The following is a 13,982-nucleotide window of genomic DNA, read 5'->3' on the forward strand; positions in this document are numbered from 1 at the left end:
GCGGGGCGGCCATCAGACGACCACCCCGACGATGACCGCAGTCAGCAGCAGGTTCGCAAGCGAGAGCACCAGCATGCCTTTCCACCCGATCTCGATGAGCTGGTCGATACGGACCCGGGGAATGGCCGACCGGGCCCACTGGGTGAAGAAGAAGACGCCCCAGATCTTGATGAGGAACCAGACGATGCCCGGCAGCACCGGCCCGGCCGGGCCGCCGAGGAAGATGGTGGCGATGATGGCCCCACCGAGGAAGATGTGGATGAACTCGCCGAGGTAGATGAGCACGAAGTACACCGACGAGTACTCGGTCTGGTAGCCAGCGACGATCTCGGTCGGCGCCTCGGGGATGTCGAACGGGTTGCGGCCGACCTCCGCGAGGTTCGCGATCATGAAGAGGACGAACGCGAAGGGGTTGACGAAGGCGTACCACGAGGGGAGCGGACCGATGAGCGTCTGCTGCTGGGCGGCGACGATCTGGCTCATCTGCAGGGAACCCGCAAAGAGCACGACCGACGCGCCCGTCAGAATCAGCGGAATCTCGTAGGCGACGTTCTGTGCGACCGCGCGCAGTCCGCCGAGAAACGAGTACTTGTTGTTCGACGCGTAGCCCGCCATCACCAGTCCGATAGAGGCCATCGACGCCGTCGCGAAGACGTAGGCCAGTCCGACTTCGGGGTCGGCCAGATGGATGCCGTTACCCATCGGGATGACGGCGAACCCGAGGAGCGCCGAGCTAGCGATGAGCAGCGGCGCGAGGTCCCACGCCGGGCGGTCGACGCCTTCGGGGACGATGAGCTCCTTCGAGAGCAGCCGGACCGCGTCGACCACGATGGTCCCCAGGCCGAACGGGCCAATCCGGTTGACGGCGATGCGGTCGGTGAACGCGGCCGTGATCTTCCGCTTTGCCCACGGCCCCGCAAGCGCCGTGTTCGTCATCATCAGCGTCCCGACGAGCGCCGCCCCGATGAGGCTCATCAGAATCATCACCGGGGTGCTGTTGGGGTCAAGACCCGCGATTCCGGCCAGCGTCTCCGGAAGCGGAGCCGATTGCATCAGCGGTCCACCTCCCCGAGAACGATGTCGAGGCTACCGAGCGAGGCGACCATGTCAGGGACGTACTCGCCCTGGGACATCTCCGGCAGCGTCTGGAGGTTCGAGAAGCACGGGCTGCGAATCTTGAACCGCGCGGGCTTGTCGGTCCCGTCGGACCGGATGTAGATGCCGAGTTCGCCCTTGGCGCCCTCGACCGCGCGGTAGATCTCCTTGTCCGGGTCCGGACGCAGCGTCCGGGGGACGTTGGCCTGAATCTCGCGGTCGTCTTCGGGCCAGCTCTCCAGGAGGTCGACACACTGCTCGATGATTCGGGCGGACTCCTCGACCTCGCGCATGCGGACGAGGACGCGGCTGAAGTTGTCGCCGCCGTCCTCGGTGACGACCGACCAGTCGAGCTCGTCGTAGTAGCCGTACGGGTCGTCGCGCCGGAGGTCGTAGTCGACGCCCGACCCGCGGGCGACCGGACCGGTGGCGCCGTAGGACTTGACCATCTCCTCCGAGAGGACGCCCGTGTCCACACAGCGCATCTGGAAGATCTCGTTGCCCGTGATGAGGTCGTGGTACTCCTCCAGCTTGTGGGGTAGGCCGTCGAGGAAGTCCCGGGTCTTCTCGAAGAACTCCTCGCGCGGTTCGGGCAGGTCCCACGCCACGCCGCCCAGCCGCATGTAGTTGAACATCAGCCGCTGACCGGTGAGGTCCTCCAGGATGTTCTGGATGACCTCGCGGTCGCGGAAGGCGTACTGGAACGTGGCGGTGAAGTCGCCGAACACGTCCAGCGCGAAGGTCCCGAGCGCGAGCATGTGCGCGGCGATGCGGCACAGCTCGGCGGACATCGTCCGGATGACCTGTGCGTACTCGGGGACCTCGATGTCGGCGAGGTCCTCCGCGGCGCGCGCGTACGCCCACTCGTTCAGGATACCCGCGGAGACGTAGTCCCAGCGGTCGGGGTAGGGCATAATCTGGTGGCGGTAGGTGCCCTGTTGGCACATCTGCTCCTCGCACCGATGGAGGTAGCCGATGTCCGGCTCGATGTCGGCGATCTGCTCGCCGTCGAGGACCGTCTTGACGTGGAGGACGCCGTGGGTCGCCGGGTGGTGGGGCCCGATGTTGATGAACATCGTGTCCGGGTCGTCCTCGCTTCGGTGGTCGTCCTCGAGCGGGTTCGCGTTCTCCCGCAGCGAGACGATTTGTGGCTGGCTCTGGTTGTAGTCCTGTGAGAGGGGGTGGCCCTGCCACGTCTCCGGCAGCAGAATCCGGCGGAGGTCAGGGTGGTCGTCGTACTCGATGCCGACGAGGTCGTAGGCCTCCCGCTCGTGCCAGGAAGCGGTGTCGTAGACGCGTGCGCCGGACTGGTTGTGCGGGTCGTCCTTCGGCGAGGGGACGACGATTGACAGCTCCTGTGTCGGGTCGTCGTACTTCCGCAGGTGGTAGATAGACTCGTAGCGGTCGTCGTACTCCTGGGCCGTGACACAGGAGAGGTGGTCGAAGCCGGCCTCGGTCTTCAGCGTCGAGAGGACGTCCTGGACCTCGTCGGGTCGGATGACGAACCCCTCGGCGTTGACGTGCTGTTCGCGGTCGAGCACGTGGCCGCCGAGCAGGTCCGCGAGCGCGTCGTAGTCCAGTCCGTCTTCGGTGACGCCGATCTCGGTCGGTGTGGAGGGTTTCTCTAGGCTCATGGCGAATCGTCCCAGTTGTACCGCATCACGAGGTCGTCCTCGTCTATCTCGTCAGCGAGATGCTGGACGAGTTCGTCCCGGTCGAGGTCGCCGAACTGTTCGAGTTCGTAGGGCTTGACCGTCACCGGCGAGGACTCGCCGTTGGCGATGCGTTCCTGAAGCTTCGCGATACCGTAGATGAGCGCTTCCGGCCGTGGCGGGCACCCGGGGACGTGGATGTCGACCGGGATGACCTCCTCGGCCCCTTTGATGACGTTGTAGCCCTCCTGGAACGGGCCGCCGGAGATGGTACACGACCCCATCGAGACGACGAACTTCGGCTCGGGCATCTGGTCGTAGACCCGCTTCATCCGCGGGGCGAACTTCGAGACGATGGTCCCCGGGACGACGATGACGTCGGCCTGTCGCGGCGACGCACGCGGGACCCCGGCGTGGAACCGGTCGAGGTCGTGTTTGATGGCGTACGTGGCGATCATCTCGATGCTACAGCAGGCAATCCCGAACTGCAGCATGAACATCGAGGAGCCACGGACCCAGTTCATGAACTTGTCGAACTTGGTCAGGATGAACGGGGTCGAGCCAAAGGCCTCCCGGAGCGTGGAGTTGAACCTGTCGTCGACACCCTCGCTCATCCGGGCCTCTTGTGTCGATACGTCGTTGACTGCTGGCGGTGTTTGGTCACTACTCATATGTGTCTGCCCCCTTGGTGGCACGCGAACTACGCACCCATCTAACTGCGCCGTTTCGCCATGCCCAGCCGAGTCCGACGACGAGCACGCCGATGAATACGACCATCGGAACCAGTGCTTTGGTCATGCCGACACCCGCGTCAATGGCGTCGCGGTAGATGACCGTCCACGGGAAGATGAGGACGGTCTCGATGTCGAAGACGAGGAACAGCAGCGCGACCATGTAGTACTGGATATTGAACTTGATCTTCTGGCTGCTGCCGGTAGGCACTTCACCGGACTCGTAGGTGGCGGTTTTGCCCTGTTCGGTCACTCGCGGTCGCAACAGGCTCGATACCACCATCATCGCAACGGGTATGGCGAGCGCCACGACGGCGAGTGCACCGATGGCAATCCATGGATTACTCATTCCGGTATCTCCTATCGTCCGACGGTTGGAAGTACTCGCATATAAGGGTTGATAACCACCACGGCGGCGGAATTCCGTCGGCTCGACCGAGTCGCGCTCAGCGGGGTGTCGGCCCGGGCGGCCACGCTGTGAGAGGGGGACGTGACCGACGGCCGTTACTCCCAGTACGCGTCTTTGAATCCCGGCGTCCCGAGTTCGTGGAGATCGCGGGACACTTCGCCGACCTCGGTCTGGAGGCCCTCGTGGTAGTCGACGAGGCGGTCCCGCAGTTCGTCGTGTTCGCGGGAAAGAATCTGAACGGCGGTCAGGGCCGCGTTGAACGACTTCCCGGCGTCGACGGCGGTGATGGGCGCGCCCTGTGGCATGCCGATGACGCTGTCGACGGACTTCTCCTGGACCGGGACGCCGATGACCGGCAGCGGGTAGGCGATGCTCGCGGTCATGTTCGGCAGGTCGGCTGATTTGCCCCCCGCGCCCGCGATGATGACATCGACGCCCCGCGCCTCGGCCGTCTCCGCGTAGGCGTACATCAGGTCCGGCGTCCGGTGGGCCGAACAGACGAACGTCTCGAAGGTAAAGCGGGCGTCCGGCGCGTCGGTGTAGTCGGTCTGTTCCGCGAAGTCGAGCTCCGTCGCCAGCGCCTCGTACGCGCCCGGGCGCTTCCCCTGCCCGCCGGCCATCGTCGGCAGGTCCGAGTCCGACCCCATGACGATGCCGACGTCGGGCGTCTCGTCGTCCGGGACGTCCATCTCGGCTTCCTCGTGTAGCTGGTCGATTATCGACTGGACGCTGTCCGCTGTCATGGTCGGGAGTCGGACGGGGAGGGGCCTAAGTGTGGGCGGTTCGGAGCCGTCACCCCTCGCCCAGCACCGATTCGAGCGCGTCGTAACACGCCGTCGAGTCGGTCGGGAAGCACCTGAGCGGCCGCGTCTCGCCGGCGACGCTGATTCTGAGTGCGCCCCGCTTCCGGTAGGTGAGGGCAGTACTGGCGAGCCCGGCGACGGCGAAGCCGGCCGCGAGCGGGAGGCTGCGGCCGACGGAGGCGATGCCGAACCCGACGAGCCCGACGCTCATCACGACGAGAAACCAGTCGATGTCCTGCAGGGTCACGTCGACGATGCCGGACAGGGGAACCGTGACCGACTCGTCGTCGGGGCGGTCGAGCAGCACCCGGCTCTCGGTGACGGTAATTCGGCCGCCACGCCGGAGCGTGCCCTCGTACACCGTCCCGCCGTCGTCGGTCATCTGTCAGTCGTCACTGGAGGTCGGCGGTCGGTCGCCGCCGCGGCCGCGCAGACGGTCGAAAGAGGAGACGAACTCCTCGTCGTCCTCGGTCAGCGCCGCCCACGCGCTGAGGCCGCGCTCCTCGCGAGTGCCGGGGATGGTGTTGTCGAGGATGAAGGCCACGACGCCCCCGACGACCATCCCGGTGCCGCCGACGACGAACAGGGTCGTCGCCACGACATCGGTGCCGAGTACGGCGCCCAGCACCGGGACGTTCGCAAGTCCCTGCTGGAGCGCCGTCGAACCGCCCGCCTCCATCCCCTGCCCGACCTGGCTCATGTACTCTGGAACGGCCAGGCCGGCAAACAGCGCAAAGCCGACGATGAAGACATTGCGGTTGGCGTCCAGGTCGACGTACTTCAGCTGCGAGAGGCCGACGGCGGCTATCTGACCGAACATGACCATGTAGAGGCCGCCGATGATGGGCGCAGGGATAGTCGCGAACAGCTCCCCCATCGGGCCGAAGTACCCGACGAGAATCATCACCGCGGCCCCTATCTGGACGACGTATCGGGAGGCGACGCCCGTGATGGCGATGGCGCCGACATTCTCGGTGTAGGACGTACAGCCGTTGCCGGTGCCCATGATACCGGCGAAGACGTTGCCGACCCCTTCCATCCCGATGCCGTGGTCGATGCGCTTCGCGCTCGGCGCGCCCTTCCCGGCGATGCGGGCGACCGAGTGGTAGTCCCCGAAGCTCTCGACGACGGACGCGAGCATCCCGGCCATCATACCGACGATGAAGCCGGGCGTGAACTGCGGCAGCCCCCACTGGAACGGGTAGATGGGCTGGACCAGGGGGGCGCTCGTGACGCTCCCCAGAGCGACGTAGCTCACCGACCCCTCGGCGAAGACGCCGGTCACCGAGAGGACCGCGGCGACGCCCCACGCGAACGCGATACCGAGGAGAACCGGGAACAGCTTGAACGCCCGGTGGCGCCGGTCGAGATACTGCGAGAAGGCGACGATAGAGAGCATCGTCAGCCCGAGCAGCCACCAGTTCTGTCCGGTGCCGGGCGCGCCGGCGTTCGGGTTTGCGATCTGTGGGACGTTGAACAGCGCGAGCCCGATGAGCGCGATGACGGGCGCGATGACCACCGGCCCCATGTACCGCTTGAGCTTCCCCATCACGCCGGTGTAGCCGATGACCAGCTCGACGATTCCGGCGACGATGACCGCCCCCTGTAACTCGACGAGCATCGTCTGCCAGTCGGCCCCTTGCTGGGCCAACACTCCGATGATGGCCAGTCCGGGCGCGAGCATCGAGAACGTCCCGCCCTGCACGATGGGATAGCGGTTCCCGATTGTCGTCTGGGCCAGCGTCGCGATACCCGAGACGACGAAGAACGTGCCGATGAGGCGGCCCACCTGTCCTGGCGCCGCCTCGAACATCCCCATCGCGCCCGCCAGCCCCAGCGGAATCGCGACGGATGCGCCTATCATCGTCAGGTAGTGTTGCACGCCGAGCAGTATCGATTCACCTCTCGGGGGCCTGTCCTCGATACCGTACTCAACGAATCCGGCAGCCGAGGGGTCACCCGCGACGTTCGGCCCTTCCGGCGTGAAATCTTTCTCCACTTCCTCGAAGTCGTCCGTGTCGTCGGGACTCATTCCTAACTACGATGGGAGTAGCCACGACGCCACAAATCACTTGCCTGTTGGCGCGACATTGGCCAGTTCCTCGCTGGAGAGACAGTTCAGCTCGCCTACCGATACCGCGGCCGGACATTACACAGCACAGTTTGGTACGCAATCGCCACCGGTGCCGTGCGGTTTGTGCGCGCCCGTCAGCGCGGTGGCGTCAAGGCGGACGGCCGGCTATCCACGCCCTTTCGCGTGGCCACGACGACGAACTAACCGATTCGGAAAGGAAAACGCTCTTGGCCCACAGTCACGCACCTGCGGGCATGAGCAACGGGGACGACGAGCCGGCGGACGACACCGCCGACGAGGAAACCAGCGACGTGCCTGACACGACGGTCACCGCCGAGGCCCTCCAGGAGCGCCTCGACGAGGCCGAAGAGGAACTGGAGGCGGCCGAGACGGAGGCCGCCCTGGACGGCGTCGAGGAACGCCTCGACAGCGTCGAGAGCGACCTGGACGCGCTCCCGGAACCGGACGAGGACGACGAGGAAGACGACCCCGCCGAGGAGGTCGAGTCCCGACTCGCCGACCTCCGGGAGGACCTCGAAGCGCAGCGGGGCCCCTACGCCGAGGACGTCGTCGGACTTCTCGAAGACGCACAGGCGACGCTCACCGACAGCGAGTGGACCGACGACGGCCGGGCGGACGCGCTCGCCGCCGTCGACGCGTTCCTCGGCGAGGTCGCCGACTACCTCGACCGCGACGTGGACGCGGGAGACGACCTGAGTGAGGCCGCAGACGCCGTCGGTTCGGTGGCCGATGCCGTCGCCGACGCCGGCCTCGACCCCGACGCGGACACGGACACTATCACGGACCTGCTTTCCGCCGCCGAGACGCTGGAGTCGGACCTCGAATCGGCCGAGGTCTGGAGCGACCTCACCGTCCAGGAACAGCTCGACGCCAAGGGGTTCTACGACATCCTGACCAACGAGAACCGCAAGGACTTCCCGCCGGAGTGGAACGCCGCGAAGCTCCACGCCCGGGAGGGGAACCTCGACCTCGTCCTCTATGCGTTCGACAAGCTGAGCTCGGACTTCATGGAGGAGTACTTCCTCGACATCTTCTATCACCTCGGCAGCGACGCGGAGCCGGCCTTCGAGAAGATGCACGAACTCGCCCAGAAGCGCAACAAAGGCCCCATCAAGGTGCTCGGGCAGATCGGCGACGACCGCGCCTGCGAGACCCTCCACGAGTTCATCGACGGGGACGGCGACCCCGCGCTCCAGAAGGTGACGCTGCGCGCGCTTGGCGCCATCGGCAGCGCCGACTCGGTCCAGCCCGTCGCGAACCGGCTGGACGCCGACAACCCCGAGGTCCGCTCGGTCGCGGCCCGGGCGCTGGGGCTGCTCGGTGACACCCGCGCAATCGACCCGCTCGCGGACGTACTGGAGGCCGACGACAGCGACGAGGTCCGGGCCTCCGCCGCGTGGGCGCTGCGCCAGGTTGGGACCGAGAGCGCGCTGGCGGAGGCCGCGAAGTACACCGACGACCGCGCGTATCTCGTCCAGTCCGAGGCCGAGAAGGCCGCCGGCGCGTAGCTAACTCTTTTATACGGAGGCGGGGCCAGCCCCGCCGATGCGATTCCGGCTGCTGCTCGTCGTCGCGCTCGTCTGCTGTAGCGGCGTCACCGCCGGGTTCGCCGGGCCGTCACCGGTCACCGACAGCGCCCGGCACTCGGTCAGCGAGGCCCCGGCGCAACCGACGGCTACGACCGGTTCACTGCCGCTGACAGGTGCCCAGCCCGAGGACGACGCGGTCACCAGTCCCGCCATCCACGCCGTCTACCCGGACCCGGTCCGTGGCGGCGACCGGGGCGAGTTCGTCGTGCTCGCGCTACCGAACGGGACCGCGCTGGGGCGCTACACCATCACCGACGGCGACACGGCGGCCCCGCTCCCGAAGCGGACGGCCAGCGGTCGGGTCGCCGTGACCGACGCCCCCGAGAGCGTCAGAAACCTCACCGGCTACCCGGTCGTCGGCTTGGACGACGCCCCGGCGCTGGCCAACGGGGGCGACAGCGTCCGGCTCGTGCGGAACGGCAGTACCGTCGCGCGCGTCCGCTACGACGACACCGAAGAGGGCGAGCTGGCTGTCGTCGCAGGGTCGTCGGTCCAGTGGCGCCCGCTCGGCGCGACCGAGCGCCCAGTCGTCACCGGCGGCTCAGGCGAGGTCCGGGCCTTTACGCTCCCGGACGCTCCCGGGGCACCGCTCGCGCCGATACGGAACGCGACATCGCGGGTGTATCTGGCCGGGTACACCCTCTCCTCGGAGCGTGTCGCCGACGCGCTGGTCGCCGCCCACCGCCGCGGCGCCGAGGTGCGCGTCCTGCTGGAGGGGGAGCCCGTCGGCGGGCGCACCCGCACTGAAGCGACGACGCTCGACCGCCTGAACGAGGCGGGTATCGAGATCCGCGTGGTCGCCGGACCCCGGGCGCGGTACCGCTACCACCACGCGAAGTACGCCGTCGCGGACGACCAAGCGGTCGTCATGACCGAGAACTGGAAGCCCGCGGGAACGGGCGGCCGGAGCAGCCGCGGGTGGGGCGTCGCGACGAGCCAGTCCCGGGTCGTCGCTGGACTGACCGAGACCTTCCGCGCGGACGCCGGCTGGCGCGACGCGGCGGCGTGGGACGACTTCCGCGAGGGGCGGTCGTTCCAGCGCGGCGAGGCGGCAAACGCCAGTTACCCCAAGGCGTTCGACGCGACCACCGTCCCGGTCGAGCGGACCGAGCTACTGGTGACACCCGACAACGCCCAGTCCGCACTCGTCGCCGAGCTCGACGCCGCGAACGACTCTATCGACGTAGTACAACCGACCGTCGGCGGCTGGGACGAGCCGCTCGTGCGGGCGCTCCGTCGGGCCGCGAAGCGCGGCGTCGATGTCCGTCTCCTCCTGAGTTCGGCGTGGTACGCCCGCGAGGAGAACCGAAAGAAAGTGGAGCGGTACAACTCCTGGGCCGACCGCACCGGGTCGCCGCTGTCGGCGAAGCTAGCAGAGCCCGGCGACCGCTACGCGAAGATACACGCCAAGGGGGCGGTACTCGACGACGACCGGGTGATAGTCGGGAGCCTCAACTGGAACCCTGTCCATAGCTTGTTATACCAATAGTCCAATCACGACTTATGGTCGCGTCAGGTGACGACCCAAACAGCTACAAGGACCAGTTCAAGCGCGAGAGAGAACTCATCACTCAACAAAATGAGGAGGGGGAATACCGGATTCCAAGAGAGGAGGATCGCAGGGAACTGCGACTGTATGCAAATTCGGTAACCGACCGCGTGGACTACAGCTGCGCATTCAACTACATTGGTCGCCTCCGAAGGTTAGCGGAAGTGCTGGATAAGCCACTTAATGACTGCGATGTGGATGATATCAATTTGGGGATGGCAGATCTAGCGGAAAAAAATAAGGGCAAGGGAGAATCGTATTCTGACGGAACGCGTCGTCAGTACCTGCGAACGGTAGAAGACTTTGGACAAGCACGCGATATCGATGCGCTTGCTGATATTGATGTCCCGTCGGTTACACAAGGAAAAATAGACGAGGAATGGGTGCTCGATAAAGATGAGGTGTGGAGCTTAATCGAGGCAGCTGACAAGCCTCGAACGAAGGCTGTTATTGCTGTCTGTTGGGAATGTGCATGGAGAGCGACAGCGCTGATGTCCTTAAAAGTCAAAGACTACGAAGAAGTAAATGAGGAGTACGGTTTGCTGTCTGCCCCACTTGACGTCGTCGGCGACAAAGGTGCTGGCGGCGACAAAAAACCGGTCACGGTTGCGAGAGGATACCTGGACAACTGGCTAAGCGAACATCCGCGAAGTGATGACACTGACTCGGCCCTGTTTTGTAGAACGGATAAGCAGCAGCACTACGGGAAGCACATGTCTTCTGAAGCAGTACGCCAACAGCTAAAGAGGGCAGCTAGAGACGCTGATATCGACGAGGACCGTGTGCATGTTCACTGCTTTCGGCACGCGCGGGTGACTTACATGAAGAGGTCGTCTGAATACGACGATATGGACATTGAACACACGTTAGATTGGGCCGAAGGCAGCAATCAAATGAAGCGGTACGCTCACATTTCACAGGAAGATAAGATTGCTTCTGTGTTGCAGGCCAGGGGTATAGAAGCCGAAACGGGTAATGTTGAGCCAGAATTCAAGGACTGTCCACGTTGCGGACGACAAATCCCATATGACGCTCGAAACTGCCCGTATTGCTCTGTTAGAGTAAACGAGAAGCCAGCTGACTGGTATCAGTTGTACTCCGAATTGCTGATTGATCCCGAAGAAGATGCCTTGTATAAAAAATACTCAGGTATGTCTAGTACAACACCGGCTCTGCAGCGTCTGCCACGCGAACAATTCTCGTGGGTTAATGCAGTCTTTATGTCATTCCTTGTGGAACGCGCTGGAATTGGAGAGCCTCCGGGAGCTCACGATGAAATTATGGATGTAATTAATATAGATAATTTGCCCGAAGAAGCGATAGATAAGGTGAAGCACCTGATCCTATCTACAAGTTTCGCTGAGAACTATCAACTGCATCAAGCGGATTATGAGTTAGCTGAGAATGAAGAATTTTTGGATTGGCTTCGTGGGGACAGTAATTTGGAGTAAAGTGATGATTCGAATAGCCCGCTCAGAAAACATCGACCGGTTTGTCGATCATCGTTCCTCACGGATGATGGGAATAATCGGAAAATAGGTTTTCAAGTGTTCTATTAACCAGGCTACCGGTTTTTTGATTTTTCGGACTGTATTTGAATTGTGAGATCAATAGATGTAGAGTGTTACCTTGGTGATTTCTCGTATGTAGATTAGTGAGTGCGCGTAGCTTAGCGGATAGCAAATATCTGTTAATTTGCTATACGGCGAGGGTTTATAAGTAGCGAGTTTAGATAATTAGAATTATACGGAATGACTGAACATCAAGAGAGTTTTACAGAGAAACCATCGGATAGTAATCAAAACAGCACAGAGCAATTTAAAAGCTTCAATCCAACCGCGACGGAAGATCCTGTCATTCCCTCTCCAGAAAGAGGGCGGCGAGACATTGAGTTACACAAACCGCTGTTTGTTGCGACGGCTCGATACAATCGGTCCGACAGCTACACCGATGGTAATGATGATCGAGATGAGAACAAAATTTTTGATGAGGAGTTGTGTGAGATTGCAGAGTTGGCCTTACAAACAGCTGGATTACAAATCAGTAGCGTAGGACTCCACAAAGTACGTGGGGTGATGCTTAGAGTGGCTCGTGATCTTGACTCGTTCGAAGACCTAGCTGAGCATGTTTCGGACTATTCCGATAACGAACTCAAGCAGTTTGGACTCCAGCGTGCTTACGAATCTTCAACATACAGAAAAGCGGCTAAAGCGTTGAAAAACACTGGTTCATTTGAGGACGTAGTTGAGGCGACGTTCATTGCGATTTACGCATTATTTCGCAGAGGTGTCCCGCTTCCTACATCAGTAGCTGAAAAGTACGAACTCGATTATGAGATGGGGCCGGCCGGGTCTGACTTTGCGGCTGGCCCGCGAGATCTGTCGCTGTATAATCTTATAGAAGACTTGTTACAAGTTGTTCTGGCTGAACTTGACCTCAACCGTGAGGTGAACAAATCCCGAGATATTCGGAGCCTACTCGGAGTATTCGCATACACAGCACATCATGAGTTGAGCATTGAGGATTACGATCAGTCAGCACATCATTCTCATGACCTTGACAATGCACTGAGCGGCTCATCGATCAGGGCCCACATCGACGATTTGGAACTGTGGCAAGTCGAAGAGATGTTTGACGATATCAATCAAGCGCTTCTAGAGTACGTCATTGAATCAGGGGTGATTTCGAAGTCCGTTATGGTTTCATACGATCTCACTGATGTACAGAGCATCAAAGCCACTGAATATGACGATATGTTTCGCACAGCGAATGGTCAGTGGCGCTTCGCATCGCTTTCGTTCACTGATCCAGCTCTTGACTTCTCGTTTGGCCTCCGGTTACTGAAATCGGAAAGTCAACGAGCACGTATGTTGAAGAATTTCCTTCGTGATTTGACTTCGATGGTTGACGTTAAGTTATTCATGGCTGATCGGGGCTTCGATAGCCGAGAAGATATCGAGGCCTGTCGAGCGTTCATCCCCGAATCTTGGATAATATGTGCTCAACACGACACACATCCTTCCGGACAAAACAATGACTATACGCGCCTCCGTGAGCAACTTGACCCTGGTGACACTGCTGTAGTTGAGTATGCGGGCTACGATGAGTTGTATCCCTCGACGAAATTAATCGGTTACTCAGGGTCTAGTGACGATACTGATTCCATTGAGCCAGTTCGCGCGTTCTACACAGATATACAATTCCCAACAGACGATGACGAACGGGCGGAACTGATCACCGATATTAATTTCTGCTACAATCAGCGCGGGAAAATCGAATCCTTGTTCCGGATGGCGAAAAACAAGTTCGATGTCTCTGCTGATACGAGTAATCCGGTGCGGAAAGCGTTCTATTTCAACATATCTGCCCTGTTCTATAATCTGTACAACATCGTGAATACCGTTCCATCTCCGCGGAGTGGATTGGAACTTACAACCACGCAAAAAGAATTCTTGGAAGTCACCGAGAAGCTTGCTCTTGGCGGCCCAACTCTACCGGATGCGTTACAGTATCACAGGGAACACTACTAGTGCCCATTCGCACAGAGCCATCGACACTCAAACAAATAATCCAACCAGGATTAGCTGTTCGAACCGAAGGCGAATCCTATATTGATGTTACACATGACAGGATCCGGGTACGGGCCGTCTCAGATGACAAAACGATTAGCGTTGATTATAGAATTCCAGCCACGTGTTCAACTCTCAGTGTAGAAAACGCACAAAGTAGTTTCTGGATTCCTGTTACACAGATTGATGAGATTCTACGGGTCGGTCCCGATTCACCCATCACACTTTCAACCCCAACAGAGACAGCACCCCCAACAGTCTTACTCGAATCAGACTGGCTCACATACCGATTGTCTCCCCTCAATAGCCAATACACGCACCGCGTAACCAATGTCATTTCAGATGAAACGATGGGAAACTGCTTGATCGAACACAAACCGTTCGCTCGCGCAGTGCGTACTGCGAACCTTCTCGGAGAAGAAATACAAATCCATCTAGCCCCGGAAACGAAAACCATCGAGTTTTCTGCAACCAGTCGATACAATGACGA

Annotated in this window: 11 protein-coding genes; 4 read left to right on the plus strand and 7 right to left on the minus strand. The window is 61.3% G+C overall.

What is annotated here, in order from left to right; genetic code table 11:
• Positions 1-12: 12 nt before the first annotated feature.
• From NJQ98_RS10360 to NJQ98_RS10390, 7 genes are all read right to left on the minus strand, one after another.
• Positions 13-1,053 carry a complex I subunit 1/NuoH family protein gene (locus NJQ98_RS10360; RefSeq protein WP_262178298.1) on the minus strand — a complete coding sequence of 347 codons (1,041 nt, stop codon included), beginning with the start codon at positions 1,051-1,053 and terminating at the stop codon, positions 13-15.
• Positions 1,053-2,729, minus strand: coding sequence for an NADH-quinone oxidoreductase subunit D (locus tag NJQ98_RS10365; protein ID WP_262178300.1), 1,677 nt, complete (start codon positions 2,727-2,729; stop codon positions 1,053-1,055). Before NJQ98_RS10365 ends, NJQ98_RS10360 begins: the two co-directional genes overlap by 1 nt.
• Positions 2,726-3,418 (minus strand): NADH-quinone oxidoreductase subunit B, encoded by a 693-nt coding sequence (locus tag NJQ98_RS10370; protein WP_262178301.1) that lies wholly within the window; start codon positions 3,416-3,418, stop codon positions 2,726-2,728. The genes NJQ98_RS10365 and NJQ98_RS10370 overlap by 4 nt, the downstream gene beginning before the upstream one ends.
• Positions 3,411-3,827 carry an NADH-quinone oxidoreductase subunit A gene (locus NJQ98_RS10375; protein ID WP_262178303.1) on the minus strand — a complete coding sequence of 139 codons (417 nt, stop codon included), beginning with the start codon at positions 3,825-3,827 and terminating at the stop codon, positions 3,411-3,413. Before NJQ98_RS10375 ends, NJQ98_RS10370 begins: the two co-directional genes overlap by 8 nt.
• 155 nt (positions 3,828-3,982) lie before the next feature.
• Positions 3,983-4,630, minus strand: a complete 648-nt coding sequence (locus NJQ98_RS10380; RefSeq protein WP_262178304.1) for an AIR carboxylase family protein — start codon at positions 4,628-4,630, stop codon at positions 3,983-3,985.
• 49 nt (positions 4,631-4,679) lie between these two features.
• On the minus strand, positions 4,680-5,072 hold the full coding sequence (locus NJQ98_RS10385; protein ID WP_262178306.1) for a hypothetical protein: 393 nt from the start codon (positions 5,070-5,072) through the stop codon (positions 4,680-4,682).
• Positions 5,073-5,075: 3 nt separating this feature from the next.
• Entirely contained in the window at positions 5,076-6,722 is a 1,647-nt protein-coding gene (locus NJQ98_RS10390) for a uracil-xanthine permease family protein (protein WP_262178308.1), read from the minus strand.
• 296 nt (positions 6,723-7,018) lie between these two features.
• Between NJQ98_RS10390 and NJQ98_RS10395 the strand changes: the two genes are divergently transcribed.
• The 4 genes from NJQ98_RS10395 (at position 7,019) to NJQ98_RS10410 (ending at position 13,453) form a co-directional block, all read left to right on the plus strand.
• Complete coding sequence (locus tag NJQ98_RS10395; RefSeq protein ID WP_262178309.1) at positions 7,019-8,293, plus strand: HEAT repeat domain-containing protein; 1,275 nt, start codon at positions 7,019-7,021, stop codon at positions 8,291-8,293.
• A gap of 37 nt (positions 8,294-8,330) precedes the next feature.
• Positions 8,331-9,863 carry a phospholipase D-like domain-containing protein gene (locus NJQ98_RS10400; protein WP_262178311.1) on the plus strand — a complete coding sequence of 511 codons (1,533 nt, stop codon included), beginning with the start codon at positions 8,331-8,333 and terminating at the stop codon, positions 9,861-9,863.
• A gap of 14 nt (positions 9,864-9,877) precedes the next feature.
• Positions 9,878-11,374, plus strand: coding sequence for a tyrosine-type recombinase/integrase (locus tag NJQ98_RS10405; protein WP_262178313.1), 1,497 nt, complete (start codon positions 9,878-9,880; stop codon positions 11,372-11,374).
• A gap of 300 nt (positions 11,375-11,674) precedes the next feature.
• Positions 11,675-13,453 (plus strand): hypothetical protein, encoded by a 1,779-nt coding sequence (locus NJQ98_RS10410; RefSeq protein WP_262178315.1) that lies wholly within the window; start codon positions 11,675-11,677, stop codon positions 13,451-13,453.
• The last annotated feature ends 529 nt before the right edge of the window (positions 13,454-13,982 follow it).

Source organism: Haloarcula laminariae (assembly GCF_025457605.1).
GTDB classification, from domain to species: Archaea; Halobacteriota; Halobacteria; order Halobacteriales; family Haloarculaceae; genus Haloarcula; species Haloarcula laminariae.

Excerpts from the sequence above, each read along its gene's own strand:
- NJQ98_RS10360 (WP_262178298.1), bottom strand. The coding sequence starts at position 1,053 with ATGCAATCGGCTCCGCTTCCGGAGACGCTGGCCGGAATCGCGGGTCTT.
- NJQ98_RS10365 (WP_262178300.1), bottom strand. The coding sequence starts at position 2,729 with ATGAGCCTAGAGAAACCCTCCACACCGACCGAGATCGGCGTCACCGAA.
- NJQ98_RS10370 (WP_262178301.1), bottom strand. The coding sequence starts at position 3,418 with ATGAGTAGTGACCAAACACCGCCAGCAGTCAACGACGTATCGACACAA.
- NJQ98_RS10375 (WP_262178303.1), bottom strand. The coding sequence starts at position 3,827 with ATGAGTAATCCATGGATTGCCATCGGTGCACTCGCCGTCGTGGCGCTC.
- NJQ98_RS10380 (WP_262178304.1), bottom strand. The coding sequence starts at position 4,630 with ATGACAGCGGACAGCGTCCAGTCGATAATCGACCAGCTACACGAGGAA.
- NJQ98_RS10385 (WP_262178306.1), bottom strand. The coding sequence starts at position 5,072 with ATGACCGACGACGGCGGGACGGTGTACGAGGGCACGCTCCGGCGTGGC.
- NJQ98_RS10390 (WP_262178308.1), bottom strand. The coding sequence starts at position 6,722 with ATGAGTCCCGACGACACGGACGACTTCGAGGAAGTGGAGAAAGATTTC.
- NJQ98_RS10395 (WP_262178309.1), top strand. The coding sequence starts at position 7,019 with ATGAGCAACGGGGACGACGAGCCGGCGGACGACACCGCCGACGAGGAA.
- NJQ98_RS10400 (WP_262178311.1), top strand. The coding sequence starts at position 8,331 with ATGCGATTCCGGCTGCTGCTCGTCGTCGCGCTCGTCTGCTGTAGCGGC.
- NJQ98_RS10405 (WP_262178313.1), top strand. The coding sequence starts at position 9,878 with ATGGTCGCGTCAGGTGACGACCCAAACAGCTACAAGGACCAGTTCAAG.
- NJQ98_RS10410 (WP_262178315.1), top strand. The coding sequence starts at position 11,675 with ATGACTGAACATCAAGAGAGTTTTACAGAGAAACCATCGGATAGTAAT.